This is a genomic window from Streptomyces sp. NPDC091371, assembly GCF_040684275.1.
Classification (GTDB): Bacteria; Actinomycetota; Actinomycetes; order Streptomycetales; family Streptomycetaceae; genus Streptomyces.
The window spans coordinates 18,146-32,888 of sequence record NZ_JBFBFP010000005.1; the positions used below are offsets into that span (position 1 = coordinate 18,146).

Below are 14,743 nucleotides of genomic sequence, written 5' to 3' on the forward strand. Positions count from 1 at the left end.
GCGCCAATTTCCGCCGGGTGGTGGTCAGTTGCGTGATTCATGTCACCAGGCTGCGGTGGTGTGGTTACGCTCGGCTACAGACCGGAACCAACGCCGTACGGCGTGAACTTGGGGGTGACCGCCTCATGGTCAACATCCGCGATCTCGATCCCAGCGCGTCTCCGCTGGACTACTACGGCTCCGAACTCCGACGGCTGAGGGAGGACGCCCGGCTGAAACAGGGGCAGCTCGGGGACATCGTCTACTGCACGGCCTCGCTGATCGGGCAGGTGGAGACGGCGAAGAAGGTGCCGACCCGGGACTTCTCGGAGCGGCTGGATGCCGCGCTGGTGACGGGGGGCGTGTTCTCGCGGCTGGTGGGGCTGGTACTGAGGAGTCAGCTGCCGACGTGGTTCCAGGCGTATGCGGAGATGGAGGCCAGGGCGGCGTACATCTCCACGTACCAGTGCCAGTTGGTGTACGGGCTGCTCCAGACCGAGGCATACGCGCGTGCGGTGCTGGGCGTTGAGAACCCGGACACGCTTGACGCGGTGGTTGCGGCCCGGATGGACCGGCAGCGCATCCTGGCCCGGGACAATCCGCCCGTGGTGTGGGTGGTGCTGGACGAAGCTGCCCTGCACCGTGAGATCGGCGGCCGGGAGGTCATGCGGAACCAACTCGCCCATCTGTTGGGCCTTCGTGACCGGCAGTGGGTGAACCTCCAGGTGCTGCCCTTTTCGGCCGGTCAGCACGCAGGAATGATGGGTTCGTTCAACCTCCTGCGGTTCGACGACGACCCGGATCTCCACTACAGCGAGAGCTATGACTCCGGCCATATGACCGCCAATCCTCAAGTGATCAGGGAGCGTTCCGTCGGATACGCTCGCCTCCAGGCCGAGGCCCTCTCCCCCGGGAAGTCGGCCGCGCTGATCGCTCGCGTGATGGAGGAACGCTATGGGAACCATCCAGGACCTGACGGGCGCGCGGTGGCGTAAGTCCTCGTACAGCGGCAGCAGCGGCGGCGAGTGCGTCGAGTGCGCCCCCCTCGGCGCCGCCACCTGGCGCAAGGCCTCGTACAGCGGAAGCAGCGGCGGCGACTGCATCGAGGTCGCCTCCCAGCCCTGCCTCGTCGCCGTCCGGGACTCCAAGAACCCCGACGGGCCCGTCTTCACCGTCAGCCCCGCCGCGTTCGCCGCGTTCGTAGGGTCGCTGGCCGCATGAGTGTGGGGGGCGCGGGCGGCTTCTGGGAGTACCTCGGGCTGACGCTCCTCTTCGGCCTGTTGGTCTTCGGCGGGCCCGCGCTGCTGGTGCGGCTGCTGACGATGCGGGTGCTCGTGCGGCGGCAGCAGGGCGTGCGCGAGCGGGCGTTGGCGGTGCAGGCCGGGAACGCGCCGCCGGCGCGGCCGCCGGCCGCCGTGTTCGGGGAGCTGGCGGTGGGGGTCGGCGGGATCGCCTCCCTGTGGCTGACTCCGCTGTTCCTGGAGATCCCCGTTCCCGGCATGGACCTGCTGGTCGAGTCGATCGGCTTGGAGGACGGGTACGTCCTGGCCGCCTACCTGCACGTGAGCCTCGCCTCCTCGCGGATCTGGTTCGTCATCGGTGCGCTGCCCGTGCTGCTGGGCTGGCTGTTCCTCTATTTCCTGACCCAGCGCACCCTGCTGACCGCCGGCATGCCCAGCGGGGTGTGGCGGTCGCCCTCGAACCGTCAGCGGCTGGCCGGGTTCCTCGCCCTGCGCCTGGTGCTCGGGGTGTTCCTGCCGGTCGGGCTGGTGCTGGCCGCGGTCGTGGTCCAGACGGTCAATCTGCTGGCCAGCCGGAAGTACGGGGCAGCCGCGCCGCGTCCCCTCGCGCAGCCCGCCCCGCCCGTGCCCTCGTACGCGCCCACGCAGACCGCACCGCCCGCCCGGCCCGTGCAGCCCGCGCAGCCCGTGCCCGCGTACGTGCCCACGCAGGCCGCCCGGGGGGCCGCGCCCGCGCCGCAGGTCTCGTACCAGGAGCTGCACCCCAACGAGCCGCGCACGATCGGCGGCTACCACCTCCTCGGGCGGATCGGGGCGGGCGGCATGGGAACGGTGTACCTCGCCCGGCGGGAGGGGTCGGCGACGCAGGTGGCGCTGAAGACCATCCACCCCGAGCTGCTCGACCACGCGGAGCTGCTGCGCCGCTTCGAGCGGGAGGCGGAGGTCCTCGGCATGGTGTCCGGGGCGTACACCGCCCGGGTGCTCGACGCCGGCGTGGACGCCGGGCGGCCCTACCTGGCCATGGAGCTGCTCGACGGGCGGCCCCTCGACGTCCACCTGCGTGAGCAGGGGCCGGTCCGCTCGCCCGAGGCGCTGCGGGCCATGGCGCTGGCGCTGGCCGTGGCGCTGTCCGGGGTGCACCGGCTCGGCCTGGTCCACCGGGACCTGAAACCGGCCAACATCATGCTGACCACGGCCGGACCGCGGCTGCTCGACTTCGGCATCGCGGCGATCGTCGACGGCACCCGGCTGACCAGGACCGGCGGCGGTCCGGGGACCCTGACGTACATGGCTCCGGAGCAGTTCGGCGACGAAGGCGTCGGCCCGGCCGCCGACGTGTGGGCGTGGGCGTGCTGCGTGGTGTGCGCGGCGCACGGCGCGAGCCCGTTCGCGGCGACCAGTACGGGCGCGGTGATCCGCCGCATCGTCGACACGGGACCCGACGCGGCCGCGCTCGCGGCGGTGGACGCCCTCGATCCGGCCCTCGCGGCGGCCGTGCGGCGGGCGCTGACCGTCGATCCCAAGGAGCGCCCGTCTGACGGGGCGGCCCTGGTGGAGCTGCTGACGGGACGGCAGGAGCCGGGCGTCATGCGGGAGCAGATCACCCAGGGCTGGCGCACTCTGGCCCTGTGATCATCGCCCCTTTCCCGTGCGGTTGTTGACGGTCTGTATGATCCGCAGCCGTATCGGGGGAGGGGAAGCGGCATGGAGAACGTGGAGCTGTCCGCGCCCGCCCGTGTGGGGCCGTTCCGCATCGTGGCCGTGCTCGGGCAGGGCGGGATGGGGCGGGTGCTGCTCGGGGTGGCGGCCGACGGGCGGCTCGTCGCCGTCAAGGAGGTGCACGCCGAGCTCGCCGAGGACGACGGGTTCCGGGCGCGGTTCCGGCGTGAGGTGGAGGCCTCGCGGAAGGTGTCGGGCGCCTACACGGCGGCTGTCATCGACGCCGACCCGGAGGCCGAGACGCCTTGGCTGGCTTCGGAGTTCGTGCCCGGGCCCTCGCTCCAGCAAGCCGGGGCGCTGCCGGAGGACGCGGTACGCCGGCTCGCCGCCGGGCTCGCGCAGGCGCTGGCCGATGTGCACCGGGCCGGGCTGATCCACCGGGACCTCAAGCCGTCCAACGTGCTGCTCGCCGAGGACGGCGTACGGGTCATCGACTTCGGCATCGTGCGCGCGGTCGGGGACCAGACGAAGATCACGCACACCGGGGCCCTGATCGGCTCGCCCGCCTTCATGTCACCCGAGCAGGTGCTCGGGCAGGAACTGACCCCGGCCGCAGATGTGTTCTCCCTCGGCGCCACGCTGGTCATGGCCTGCACGGGCAGCGCTCCCTTCGCCGCGGCCTCCGTGCCCCGCCTGCTGCACGAGGTCGTCTACGCCGAGCCCGACCTGTCCGCCGTACCGCCGGCCCTGCGCGGGATCATCGCGCCGTGCCTGGCCAAGGACCCGGCCGCGCGGCCGTCGCCGCAGGAGCTGCTGACCATGGTCGGCGCGGTCGAGCCCTCGGCCAGGCCCTGGCCGGAGCCGGTGAACGCGCTGATCGTCGCCCAGCGGGCCCGCCTCGCCGGACTGGTCGCCACGCCTGAGCCGCCCGGCGCCGAGGGCCGGGTCGTCAAACCGGGCCGGCGGTCCCGTCGGCGGACCCGGCTCCTGGTGGCGGCCGGGATCGTGGCCGTCCTGGTCGCGGCCGGGCTGACCTTCGGGCGTCCGGTCGTCGAGGAGGTCTACTACTCCGCCGTACCCGAGGACGTCCCGACGCCTGGCACGGTCCCGCTCACCCAGGTCGCCGACAAGTACGCCGGCCCGCTCCCGAGCACCTGCGCGGACGTCGAGGGCAAGGTGGCGGTGCCGGCCGGCTACGAGCCCTCGCCCGGCACGAGCGGCATCTGGAAGTCGCCGGACGCGGAGGGGGAGCACCCGTCGATCTTCTGCGTCTGGCGCAGCCGGTACGGCGACGAGATCTACGTCGCCTGGGACTTCTTCGCCACCAAGCCGGGCGGCAGTACGGGGGCGCAGCAGGCGAAGAGAAGCTACGAGGGCATGTACATCCGCGGGCGCACCATCCGCGACTCCGCCCTCGGGTTCATGGAGGAGGGCATGTGGATGCGGAACCGGGACCGCACGCCGGAAGAGGGCTGCGTCCTGTACGCGCGTGACGTGAACCTGGAGTTCTTCTTCTCGCTGAAGGGCCCCAACCATCCGCCGGGCGCCGCCTGCGAGGCGGTCCTGCGGGAGATCGGCCCGTCGGCCGCGAGCCCGGTGGCGAAGCGATGAGGGCGCTGCGGGAGTCCGACCCGGTCGCCATCGGGCCCTACCGGCTGTATGCCGAGCTGGGCCGGGGCGGTATGGGCCGGGTGCTGCTGGGGGCAGGGCCCGACGGGCGGCTGGTCGCCGTGAAGCAGGTGCACGCCCGCTACGCCGCCGACGACGCGTTCCGCGCCCGGTTCCGCCGCGAGGTCGCCGCCTCCCGCACGGTGTCCGGCGCCTACAGCGCCGCCGTCATGGACGCCGACGCGGACGCGGACACGCCCTGGCTGGCCTCGGTGTTCGTGTCCGGACCCTCGCTGGGTGCGGCCGTGGAGGGCGCGGGCCCGCTGCCCGAGGAGACCGTACGGCGCCTCGCGGCGGGGCTGGCCACGGCCCTGACGGAGATCCACCGGGTCGGGCTGGTCCACCGCGACCTCAAGCCGGACAACGTACTGCTGTCCGGGGACGGGGTCCGCGTCATCGACTTCGGGATCGCGCGGGCGGCCGAGGGCGGGGACGCCACCGAGCTGACGCAGAGCGGGCTGGTGGTCGGCTCGCCCGCGTTCATGTCGCCCGAGCAGGCCGAGGGCAAGGAGCTGACCCCGGCCGGCGACGTGTTCTCCCTCGGCTCGGTGCTCGCCCTGGCCGTCGCCGGCCGCAGCCCCTTCGCGGGGACCTCCACCCTCCAGACGCTGTTCAACCTGGTGCACGCCGAGCCCGACCTGGCGGGCGTTCCGCCCGGGCCGCTGCGCCGGATCATCGAGGGGTGCCTGGCCAAGGACCCGGGATCCCGGCCGACCCCGGAGCAGGTGCTCCAGCTCCTGGGCCCGGTCGCCGCCGGGGCGGGCGGGGGCTGGCCGCCCGCCGTGCAGCGGATGATCGCCGCCCAGCAGGCGGACATCGACCGGCTGCTCCAGGACCCGGAGCGCACGGTCGTCCAGCAGCGGCAACCACCGCACGCCCCGCCGACCGCCGTGCTCACCCGGCTCGCCGTCCCGCAGAAGCCGGGCGGCCGCCCTCGCAGGACCGCCGTGCTGGCCGCCGCCGGGGTCCTCGCGGTGGCGGCGATCGGCGGCGGCGCGTACTGGCTGACGCGGTCGGGCTCGTCCCCGCTGGGCGGCTCCGGTGTGCCCGACAAGTACGCGAAGATGCCGATCTGCGCGGAGGTGGCGGCGAAACTGCCGCTGCCGGCCGCCGACCGGAAGAAGGACAAGGACTTCTACAACGAGCAGACCGAGAAGGCGGAGACGCGGTGCGAGTGGCGCGGCGCGCCGTACGAGCTGTACGGCTCCATGGTCGAACCGCAGGACCCGCACGCGATCGTGAGCTGGGACCTGAAGCGCAGCAACGGCAAGGCCGGGAACGCCACGGAGAAGCAGCGCGAGGACTACAGCGGCACCGACGACGGAGAGACCCCCGAGACCGGCCTCGGCGTCGGCGACGCCGTGTACTGGGGCAAGCACTGGTACCGGGAGAACTGCCAGCTGTACGTCCGCGACGGCAACCTCGTCGTGGCGGTCGTCCTCTGGGGCGACGAGCACCCGCCGGAGCGCTGCCAGAACGACGCCAAGGAGATCGCCCGCGCCGCGCTGGCGGCCATGCCCCGCTGACCTCCTGATCCCCGGCGGACAGAACACGTTCCAATCTGACCTTCCGTCAGAATGGAACGTGTTCTACTCTGCCGCGCATGGGCATCGGAATCACAGCGGAACAGCGGGAGTTGGCCGAGGCCGTACGCGGCTGGGTGGCGCGGGCCGTGCCTCCCGAAGAGGTGCGCAAGCTGCTCGACACCCCGACCCGGACCGGCGCGCGGCCCGCCTACTGGGACGCGATGACCGCGCAGGGCCTGCTGGAACCGCACCTGGAGGGCGGCGCCCTCCTCGACCTCGCCGTCGTCGTGGAGGAGGCCGCCCGGGGGGTGCTGCCCGGGGCGTACCTGCCGAGCGCGCTGGCCTCCGTACTGCTGGACCGGGCCGGGGCCGAGCCCCTCGCCGGGCGGGTCGGGGCGGTCGCGCTGGGGCCCGGGACCCTGACCGCCGTCGCCGTCGAGGGCGGCGGGTACCTGCTCGACGGGCTCGCGCCGCCCGTGCTCGGCGCCGGCGAGGCGGACCTCGTGCTGCTCGCCGCCGAAGCCGCGCACGGCACCCGCTGGTTCGCCGTGGACGCCGCCGCGCTGGACATCCGTACGCACGAGAGCGCCGACCCGACCCGCCCCACCGCCGAGGTGCACGCGCGCGGGGTCACCGCCGGGCCCGACCGGGTGCTGGAACTGGACGCGGCCCTCGTACGGGACCTGGCCTGCACCCTCTTCGCCGCCGACGCCTGCGGCACCGCCGCCTGGGCCCTGCACACGGCCGCCGAGTACGCGAAGGTGCGCGAGCAGTTCGGGCGGCCCATCGGGCAGTTCCAGGGCGTCAAGCACCTGTGCGCCGACATGCTGGTCCGGCTGGAACAGGCCCGGGCCCTGGCCTGGGACGCCGCGAACGCCATGGACGAGCCGGATGCGCAGGTGCGCTCGCTCGTCGCCGCGCTCGCCGCGGGCAGCGCGCTCGACGCCGCCTACTCCTGCGCCAAGGACTGCATCCAGATCCTCGGCGGCATCGGCTTCACCTGGGAGCACGACGCCCACGTCTACCTGCGGCGGGCCGTCGTCGCCCGGCAGCTGCTCGGCCCCGGCGACGGGCACCGCATCCGGGCCGTGCGCCTCGCGGCCGGCGGCGCGCGGCGCGAGCTGCGCCTCGAACTGCCCGAGGAGGCGGAGGAGCACCGGGCGCGGGCCCGTACCGCCATCGAGGACGCGCGCGGCCTCGACCCGGCCGCCGCCCGGCGGATCCTGGCCCCGACCGGCTACGCGGCCCCCTACCTCCCGCCGCCCTACGGACTCGGCGCCGGACCCGTCGAGCAGCTCGTCGTCCAGCAGGAACTGCGGGCCGCCGGGGTCAAGGTCGCCGACCTCGGGATCGCCACCTGGGTCGTGCCCTCGCTGCTCGCCTACGGCACCGACGCGCAGCGGGAGGCCTACGCACTGCCCACCCTGCGCGGGGAGCTGACCTGGTGCCAGCTGTTCTCCGAGCCCGGCGCGGGCTCCGACCTCGCCTCGCTGCGCACCAAGGCGGAGCGCACGGCAGACGGCGGCTGGAAGGTCAACGGGCAGAAGGTGTGGACGAGTTCCGCGCACAGCGCCGACTTCGGCATCCTGCTGGCCCGCACCGACCCGGACGCGCCCAAGCACAAGGGGCTCGGCTACTTCGTCGTCGACATGAAGAACACCCCCGGCATCGACATCCGGCCGCTCAAGGAGATCAACGGCGAAGCCCTCTTCAACGAGGTCTACTTCGACGACGTGCTCCTCCCGGCGGACGCGCTGGTCGGGGCGGCCGACGGCGGCTGGAAAGTCGCCCGCAACACCCTCGGCAACGAGCGCGTCCACATGGCCGACCTGATGAGCTTCGACACCGGCCTCGAAGCCCTCATCGCCCGCTCCGCCGACCTCGACGGGGCCTACCGCGCCCGCATCGGCGCGCTGGCCGCCGAGGCGCACGCGCTGGCCTGCATCGGGCTGCGCACCACGCTCCAGCAGGTGTCGGGGCTGGAGCCGGGCGCGGGTGCATCGGTACGCAAACTCGTCCAGACCCCGCACCAGCAGCGGACCGCCGAGCTCACGCTCGAACTGCTGGGCCCGGCGGGCGCCGTACGGGAAGGGGCGGGGGAGGGGGCGGTGCACGGGATGCTCATGTCCCGCTGCCTGACCATCGCCGGGGGCACCACGCAGGTCCAGCTCAATGTCGTCGCCGAGCGGATTCTCGGCCTTCCCAGGGACTGAAGGGCAGTACAGACATGAAGTCGTACATCGTGGGCGTCGGCATGACGAAGTTCGAGAAGCCGGAGTCGCGGGACTGGCAGTACTGGGACATGGCCAAGGAGGCCGGCAGCGCGGCGCTCGCGGACGCGGGCGTGGACTACGGCCTGGTCGAGCAGGTGCCGGTCGGGTACTGCTTCCAGGCCTCCACCGCCGGCCAGCGGGCGGCGTACGAGCTCGGGCTGAGCGGGGTCCCGGTCTACAACGTGAACAACAACTGCGCGACCGGCTCGACGGCGCTGATGATGGCGCGGCAGTTCGTCGAGGGCGGCATCAACGACTGCGTGCTCGCGCTCGGCTTCGAGAAGATGAAGCGCGGCGCGCTCGGCGGGGGCGCCGACGGGGGCGACTTCAAGACCTCGCCGGTCGCCCGGCACTACGGGATCATGGCCGCCGGGCACGGCTTCGAGATGTCCCCGCCGACCGCGCAGATCTTCGGCAATGCGGCGCGCGAGCACATGGAGCGGTACGGAACCACGGCCGCGCAGCTGGCGGCGGTCGGCGCCAAGAACCACCGGCACTCGGCGAACAACCCGAACGCGCAGTTCCAGGACGTCTACTCGGTGGAGGAGATCCTCGCGGCGAAGGAGATCCACTCGCCGCTGACGAAGCTCCAGTGCTCACCGACCTCGGACGGGGCGGCGGCCGCGCTGGTGGTGTCGGAGCGGTTCGTGGTGCAGCACGGGCTGCACGACAAGGCGGTCGAGATCGTCGCCCAGGCGATGACGACGGACACGGACGAGTCCTTCTCCTCGGGCTCCTGCATCGACGTGGTCGGCAAGCCGATGTCGGCGGCGGCGGGGCGGCAGGTCTTCTCGGCCTCGGGCCTGGGCATCGAGGACGTGGACGTGATCGAGCTGCACGACTGCTTCTCCATCAACGAACTGCTCACGTACGAGGCGCTCGGCATGTGCGAGGAGGGCGCCGCCGGGAAGTTGGTGGAGAGCGGGGCCACCACCTATGGCGGCCGGTGGGTGGTCAACCCCTCCGGGGGGCTGATCTCCAAGGGACACCCGCTGGGAGCCACTGGGCTGGCGCAGGCCGCGGAACTGGTGTGGCAGCTGCGGGGGGCCGCCGGGGCGCGCCAGGTCCCCGGGGCGCGTGTCGGCCTCGCCCACAACATCGGGCTGGGCGGGGCGGCGGTGGTGACCCTGCTGCGCAAGTAGCGGCCGCGCGCCGTTGCCGGGGGCGCCGCCCCCGGACCCCCGCGCCTCAAACGCCGGCGGGGCTGGATGTGGCTGAGGTCGCCGGCAAGTCTCAGCCCCTCCGGGCTTTGAGCCGCGCTTGGCAGGCGGCAGCAGCCAAAATTCAGCCCCGCCGGCGTTTGAGGCGCGGGGTCTGGGGCGGAGCCCCAGGGTCTTTCGGGGGCGGAGCCCCCGGCGGTGGCGCCGCGCCGCGGGCTACAGGCGGAACACGCCGCGCCAGGTCCAGCCCGCCGCCAGGACCGCGTCGCGCAACGGCGCGTTCACCGCCGTGGAGCTGAACGCGGACTCCTCCTTCAGGCGGCGCCGGCCGTCCGGGCCGCGCTCGACCGTCCACTGCTTGGAGACCGAGACCATCGGCCCGCGGGAGTACTTGAGGCCCGTCCCGTTGAAGGACAGCTCCCCGGACTCCAAGGCCTCCCACTTCTCGTCGAGGGCCCGGACCTCACGCGCCGCCGGGACCAGGCGCAGCCGGGTCTGGCCGCGCCGCAGGTGCCAGGAGCCCTCGGGGACGCGCCACACCGCGACCAGGCTGGCGCCTTCCTTCGGGGTGCCATTGCGGAGTATGAACGGCGCGTCCGGGCCGTCCAGCGCGAGCAGCGCGGCCCGGACCTCCAGGGCGGGCAGCGCTGCGACACCGCTCTCGGGACGCCGCGTGCCGGTCAACTTGTCGAAAAGGCCCATCGGGCCAACCTATCGCCCGGCCGTCCTCAACTCGCACCGGCCGTCCACGCATTCACGCTGGAGCCGGCCCCGGGAAAGGGTCTGCGCCAGCCCGATCGCCCAGCACATCGGGCACCCGCGCAGCGCCAGCACGCCGACGGGCGCGAGCAGCAGACTGGCCGGCCCCCATACCGGGAGGAGGGCGAAGGCGCCGATCAGCCCGCCGAAGCCGACCGCGCCGCGCACCAGGTGCCGGGGCAGGGAGCTGCTCGCGAAGTCGGGGCCCCCGTCAGTGGTCCGCAGCTTCGTCATCTTCATCGTCGCCTCCTGAGGCAGAGTGCAGGGAGAGCTGGACGGCCGTGCGGGCGCGGTGCAGCCGGGACTTCATCGCGGCGGCGGAGATGCCGAGCGCATCGGCGGTCAGGCGTCCGCTGAGGCCCTGGATGTCCCGCATGATCAGTACGTTCCGCTGGTCGGCGGGGAGCGCGGCGATGGCCTCCGCCACCCGGGCCGCCTCCAGGCGCAGCACCACCTCGTCCTCGGCCGACATCACGGCGCCGTCGTCCGGCGGCGGCGCGGCGCTCCGCGGTATCGCCGACCGGGCGCGCCGCAGGCACTCGTTGCGGACGATGCGGAACATCCACGACGCCAGCGCGCCCGAGGCCCGCAGCATGCCGATCTTGCGGTACAGGATGATCAGCGCTTCCTGGGCCGCGTCCTCGGCGTCCTCGGGCGAGGCGCACAGGGAGTGGGCGAACCGGCGTACGTGCGGATGCGATCCGGACACGAGCGCGGTGATCGAGCCGACGTCGCCGCGCTGCGCGGCGGCGATCAGTGTTGCGCCGGGCCAGGTCGGGTCAGCCACGGGCCCGGCCCCGCTTGCGCAGGACGACGAACGTGCAGGTGCAGAGCAGTACGACTCCGACGGCACCGGCGATGAGAGCGATCACGACGACCTCCAGGTCATGTCATGTACCGACGATCGTCGTCGGTACACGCATAAGAGGCGGGGGGAGCCGGAAAGGATTCATCCGAGGATTCACCCCAGGCTGGGATCGATCACCGTCTCGCCCATCGAGGCCCGCCGGATGGAGTCGGCCAGGTCGTCGATCGGCCCGTCCCGCAGCACCAGGCCCGCCGCGCCCGCGGCGAGTACGGCTTCGGGCAGGCCCGGATGGGCGGAGCCCGTCAGGACCAGGACCCGGCACTCCGGATCCTCCGCGACGAGGGCCGCCGCGGTGGCGACCTCCTCCACCAGCGCCACCGCCGGCCGCGCGGTCAGGTCCCGGACGACCTCGATGTCCGGCTGGAGGCCGAGCCGCAGCGCCAGGGCCGGATCGGGCGGATCCAGCAGGACCCGCAGGGACCGGACGGGGCGGTGGTTCACGGGCATTTCGCTCACGTCGGGAAGAGTAGCTGACGTGGAGTCAGGACTCTTCCCAACTGTTGGGGCGTGCGTTATACATTCCCTCACCGGTCCTAGAACGCGTTCTAAAACCGGTCCGCATGCGACCTCGGTGCGGCCGACGGTGCGGACGGCCGCACCGAGGTCTTCCACGGCAGCAACTCCACAGACAGGGAGCAGCATCCGAATGCCGATCGATGCCGCCAAGGCCCTCGCCGCAGACCCCCGCCAGGGGGACATCGGCTGGGACCACAAGGACATCCAGCTCTACCACCTCGGCCTCGGCGCCGGTTCCTCGCGGGGCGGGCAGGTCCTGGCGACCGACCCCGACGAGCTGCGCTACACCCTCGAATCCAAGCTGCACGTGCTGCCGAGCTTCGCGACGGTCGCCGGCGCCGGGATGGCCATGCTCGGCGGCCTGTCCGCACCGGGCATCGACGTCAACCTCGCCATGGTCCTGCACGGCGGCCACTCCATCGAGCTGCACCGGCCCATCCCCGTCAAGGGGCAGGCCACCTCGAGCTCCAAGGTCGCGGCCGTCTACGACAAGGGCAAGGCGGCCGTGATCGTGCTGCGCTCCGAAGTCGCCGACGCCGACGGGCCGCTGTGGACCAGCGACGCGCAGATCTTCGTACGGGGCGAGGGCGGGTTCGGCGGCGAGCGCGGGCCCTCCGCCAAGGAGGAGCTGCCCGGGCGGGCGCCCGACCGGGTCGAGGAGCGGCACATCCGCGAGGACCAGGCCCTCCTCTACCGGCTGTCCGGCGACTGGAACCCCCTGCACGCCGACCCCGAGTTCGCCAAGCTCGGCGGCTTCGACAAGCCCATCCTGCACGGCCTGTGCTCGTACGGGATGACCCTCAAGGCCGTCGTCGACACGGCGCTCGGCGGGGACGTGTCCCGCGTCCGCGCCTACCGCACGCGCTTCGCGGGGATCGTCTTCCCCGGCGAGACGCTCCGCATCCGGATGTGGCAGGAGCCCGGCCGCGTCCTGGTGTCGGTGGCCGCCGTCGAACGGGACGACGCGCCGGTCCTCGCCGACACCGTCGTCGAACACGCGTAATCCAGACCTGTAGAAGGAGCCGCACCGTGCGCGCAGCACTGCAGAGCGAGATCGGCCAGGACAAGCTCGAAGTAGTCGACGACATGGAGGCCGTGGGCTTCGGCCCCGGCAAGGTCAGGATCCGCATCAAGGCCACCGGCCTGTGCCACTCGGACCTCTCCGCGATGAGCGGCGTACTGCCGCAGCCGGCCCCCTTCATCCCCGGCCACGAGGGCTCCGGCGTGATCGTGGACGTCGGCGACGGGGTCACCAGCCACAGCATCGGTGACCGGGTCCTCGTCTGCTGGCTGCCGCCGTGCGGCCACTGCCCCGCCTGCCGGCGCGGCCAGGGCCACCTGTGCCTGGAGGCCTTCGGGAACGTCGCCACCCCCAACTTCAAGCGGGCGGCCACCGAGATCTTCGGCTTCGCCGGCACCGGCACCTTCTCCGAGGAGATGGTCGTCCCGGCCGCCTGCGCCATCCCGATCCCCGACGACGTGCCCTTCGACATCGCCGCCCTCATCGGCTGCGGAGTCACCACCGGCCTCGGCGCGGCCATCAACACCGCCAAGGTGGAGGCCGGCGCCTCGGTCGCCGTCATCGGCTGCGGCGGCGTCGGCATATCCGTCATCCAGGGCGCCAAGGTGCAGGGCGCGGCGCAGATCATCGCCGTCGACCCGGTGGAGTCCCGGCGCGAGGCGGCCCTGAAGTTCGGGGCGACGGAGGCGGTCGCGCCCGACGCCTTCGACGACGCCAAGAACCGCATCACCGGCGGCGAGGGCTTCGACTACGTTTTCGAGGTCGTCGGCAAGTCCGCCACCGCGCAGACCGCCTACAAGATGACCCGGCGCGGCGGCAGCGTCGTCATCGTCGGCGCGGGCGCCCTCGACGACAACTACCAGGTCGACATGTTCTCGCTCTTCTTCGACGAGAAGAAGATCCTGCCGTCCATGTACGGCGGCGGCGACGTGCTCCGCTCCTACGACCGCACCATCGGCCTGTGGCGGGCCGGCCGGGTGGACCTGGCGAGCCTGATCACCCACCGGGTGCAGCTCGCGGAGATCAACGACGCCCTGGACCAGATGCGTACGGGCGTGGCCCTGCGCACCTGCATCGAAATCTGACGCCCAGCCGACCAGCCGATCAGCTCTGAGAGGAACCGTACGGATGTCACTGCCACTTGAGGGACTCTCCGCCATCGTCACGGGCGCGGGCCGCGGGCTCGGCCGGGCCGAGGCGATCGAGCTCGCGCGGCTCGGCGCGAGCGTGGTCGTCAACGACTTCGGGCAGCCGGGTCGCGACGGCTCGGGGGAGGCCTCGGCCGCCCCGGCGGAGGAGGTGGCCGAGGAGATCCGCGCGGCGGGCGGCCAGGCGGTGGCGCACCTGGGCGACGTGGCCGACTTCGAGCAGGCGCGCGAGCTGGTCGAGCTGGCGGTGAGCAGCTTCGGCAAGCTCGACATCCTGGTCAACAACGCGGGCATCCTGCGCGACCGGATGGTCTTCTCGATGTCGGAGGAGGAGTGGGACTCGGTGATCCGGGTCCACCTCAAGGGCCACTTCAACACCACCCACTTCGCGTCCGTGCACTGGCGCGAGCGATCGAAGGCGGCGGGCGGCCCGGTCTACGGCCGGATCGTCAACACCTCCTCCGAGGCCTTCCTCGGCGGCTCGGCCGGCCAGCCGAACTACGCGGCGGCCAAGGGCGGCATCGTGGGCCTGACCACGTCGACCGCCCTGGCCCTCGCGAAGTACGGGGTGACGGCCAACGCCATCTGCCCGCGGGCCCGTACCCGGATGACCGAGGACGTGTTCGCCGGCTTCCAGGTCCCGGAGGAGGGCAAGCTCGACGCCCTCGCCCCCGAACACGTCTCCCCGCTGGTCGGCTACCTGGCCTCGCCGGCCTCGGCGAAGGCCAACGGGCAGCTGTTCGTCGTGCACGGCGGGATCGTGGTCGTGATGGAACGCCCCAAGGTGGCCGCCAAGTTCGACACCTCGAAGGAGGCCTTCTCCTTCGAGGAACTGGACGAGCTCCTCACCCCGCACTACGAGGCGCGCCCGGCGAACGAGACCTTCGCGGCGGCCGAGGTCCTGGGCCTCAAGCACGGTTAGGCC

At 72.7% G+C, this 14,743-nt stretch carries 14 protein-coding genes; 10 read left to right on the forward strand and 4 right to left on the reverse strand.

What is annotated here, in order from left to right; genetic code table 11:
• The first annotated feature begins 125 nt into the window (after positions 1-125).
• The 7 genes from AB0O21_RS08370 to AB0O21_RS08400 all read left to right on the forward strand — a co-directional run bounded on the left by AB0O21_RS08370 (position 126) and on the right by AB0O21_RS08400 (position 9,488).
• Entirely contained in the window at positions 126-974 is an 849-nt protein-coding gene (locus tag AB0O21_RS08370; RefSeq protein WP_365167818.1) for a helix-turn-helix transcriptional regulator, read from the forward strand.
• Complete coding sequence (locus tag AB0O21_RS08375) at positions 934-1,200, forward strand: DUF397 domain-containing protein (protein WP_365167820.1); 267 nt, start codon at positions 934-936, stop codon at positions 1,198-1,200. Before AB0O21_RS08370 ends, AB0O21_RS08375 begins: the two co-directional genes overlap by 41 nt.
• On the forward strand, positions 1,197-2,852 hold the full coding sequence (locus AB0O21_RS08380) for a protein kinase (RefSeq protein WP_365167822.1): 1,656 nt from the start codon (positions 1,197-1,199) through the stop codon (positions 2,850-2,852). Before AB0O21_RS08375 ends, AB0O21_RS08380 begins: the two co-directional genes overlap by 4 nt.
• 72 nt (positions 2,853-2,924) lie before the next feature.
• A complete protein-coding gene (locus AB0O21_RS08385) occupies positions 2,925-4,490 on the forward strand; it encodes a serine/threonine-protein kinase (protein WP_365167824.1) in 1,566 nt (521 codons plus the stop codon).
• Entirely contained in the window at positions 4,487-6,073 is a 1,587-nt protein-coding gene (locus AB0O21_RS08390; protein WP_365167826.1) for a serine/threonine-protein kinase, read from the forward strand. Before AB0O21_RS08385 ends, AB0O21_RS08390 begins: the two co-directional genes overlap by 4 nt.
• Before the next feature lie 77 nt (positions 6,074-6,150).
• Positions 6,151-8,286, forward strand: coding sequence for an acyl-CoA dehydrogenase family protein (locus tag AB0O21_RS08395; protein ID WP_365167829.1), 2,136 nt, complete (start codon positions 6,151-6,153; stop codon positions 8,284-8,286).
• Positions 8,287-8,300: 14 nt separating this feature from the next.
• On the forward strand, positions 8,301-9,488 hold the full coding sequence (locus tag AB0O21_RS08400; RefSeq protein ID WP_365167831.1) for a lipid-transfer protein: 1,188 nt from the start codon (positions 8,301-8,303) through the stop codon (positions 9,486-9,488).
• Between the two features lie 234 nt (positions 9,489-9,722).
• Here AB0O21_RS08400 and AB0O21_RS08405 read toward each other — a convergent pair whose 3' ends face one another.
• The 4 genes from AB0O21_RS08405 to AB0O21_RS08420 all read right to left on the reverse strand — a co-directional run bounded on the left by AB0O21_RS08405 (position 9,723) and on the right by AB0O21_RS08420 (position 11,580).
• Positions 9,723-10,208 (reverse strand): hypothetical protein, encoded by a 486-nt coding sequence (locus tag AB0O21_RS08405; protein WP_365167834.1) that lies wholly within the window; start codon positions 10,206-10,208, stop codon positions 9,723-9,725.
• A gap of 9 nt (positions 10,209-10,217) precedes the next feature.
• Positions 10,218-10,505, reverse strand: a complete 288-nt coding sequence (locus tag AB0O21_RS08410; protein ID WP_365167837.1) for a hypothetical protein — start codon at positions 10,503-10,505, stop codon at positions 10,218-10,220.
• Positions 10,477-11,052 (reverse strand): sigma-70 family RNA polymerase sigma factor, encoded by a 576-nt coding sequence (locus tag AB0O21_RS08415; protein WP_365167839.1) that lies wholly within the window; start codon positions 11,050-11,052, stop codon positions 10,477-10,479. The genes AB0O21_RS08410 and AB0O21_RS08415 overlap by 29 nt, the downstream gene beginning before the upstream one ends.
• A 174-nt stretch (positions 11,053-11,226) precedes the next feature.
• On the reverse strand, positions 11,227-11,580 hold the full coding sequence (locus tag AB0O21_RS08420) for a DNA-binding response regulator (protein ID WP_365168294.1): 354 nt from the start codon (positions 11,578-11,580) through the stop codon (positions 11,227-11,229).
• A gap of 199 nt (positions 11,581-11,779) precedes the next feature.
• Here AB0O21_RS08420 and AB0O21_RS08425 point away from each other — a divergent pair, with 199 nt between their 5' ends.
• Genes AB0O21_RS08425 through AB0O21_RS08435 form a run of 3 tightly spaced genes read left to right on the forward strand, consistent with a single transcriptional unit; the run spans position 11,780 to position 14,740 of the window.
• Positions 11,780-12,652: a MaoC/PaaZ C-terminal domain-containing protein gene (locus AB0O21_RS08425; RefSeq protein ID WP_365167841.1), complete on the forward strand. Its 873-nt coding sequence runs from the start codon at positions 11,780-11,782 to the stop codon at positions 12,650-12,652.
• 26 nt (positions 12,653-12,678) lie between these two features.
• The gene (locus AB0O21_RS08430) at positions 12,679-13,755 is read left to right on the forward strand and encodes a Zn-dependent alcohol dehydrogenase (protein WP_365167843.1); all 1,077 of its coding nucleotides are present in this window, start codon (positions 12,679-12,681) and stop codon (positions 13,753-13,755) included.
• A 43-nt stretch (positions 13,756-13,798) separates the two neighbouring features.
• Positions 13,799-14,740: a 3-oxoacyl-ACP reductase gene (locus AB0O21_RS08435; protein WP_365167845.1), complete on the forward strand. Its 942-nt coding sequence runs from the start codon at positions 13,799-13,801 to the stop codon at positions 14,738-14,740.
• The last annotated feature ends 3 nt before the right edge of the window (positions 14,741-14,743 follow it).

Bases quoted from the DNA above. Each gene is read 5' to 3' on its own strand.
- AB0O21_RS08370 (WP_365167818.1), top strand. From the start codon at position 126: ATGGTCAACATCCGCGATCTCGATCCCAGCGCGTCTCCGCTGGACTAC.
- AB0O21_RS08375 (WP_365167820.1), top strand. From the start codon at position 934: ATGGGAACCATCCAGGACCTGACGGGCGCGCGGTGGCGTAAGTCCTCG.
- AB0O21_RS08380 (WP_365167822.1), top strand. From the start codon at position 1,197: ATGAGTGTGGGGGGCGCGGGCGGCTTCTGGGAGTACCTCGGGCTGACG.
- AB0O21_RS08385 (WP_365167824.1), top strand. From the start codon at position 2,925: ATGGAGAACGTGGAGCTGTCCGCGCCCGCCCGTGTGGGGCCGTTCCGC.
- AB0O21_RS08390 (WP_365167826.1), top strand. From the start codon at position 4,487: ATGAGGGCGCTGCGGGAGTCCGACCCGGTCGCCATCGGGCCCTACCGG.
- AB0O21_RS08395 (WP_365167829.1), top strand. From the start codon at position 6,151: ATGGGCATCGGAATCACAGCGGAACAGCGGGAGTTGGCCGAGGCCGTA.
- AB0O21_RS08400 (WP_365167831.1), top strand. From the start codon at position 8,301: ATGAAGTCGTACATCGTGGGCGTCGGCATGACGAAGTTCGAGAAGCCG.
- AB0O21_RS08405 (WP_365167834.1), bottom strand. From the start codon at position 10,208: ATGGGCCTTTTCGACAAGTTGACCGGCACGCGGCGTCCCGAGAGCGGT.
- AB0O21_RS08410 (WP_365167837.1), bottom strand. From the start codon at position 10,505: ATGAAGATGACGAAGCTGCGGACCACTGACGGGGGCCCCGACTTCGCG.
- AB0O21_RS08420 (WP_365168294.1), bottom strand. From the start codon at position 11,580: ATGCCCGTGAACCACCGCCCCGTCCGGTCCCTGCGGGTCCTGCTGGAT.
- AB0O21_RS08425 (WP_365167841.1), top strand. From the start codon at position 11,780: ATGCCGATCGATGCCGCCAAGGCCCTCGCCGCAGACCCCCGCCAGGGG.
- AB0O21_RS08435 (WP_365167845.1), top strand. From the start codon at position 13,799: ATGTCACTGCCACTTGAGGGACTCTCCGCCATCGTCACGGGCGCGGGC.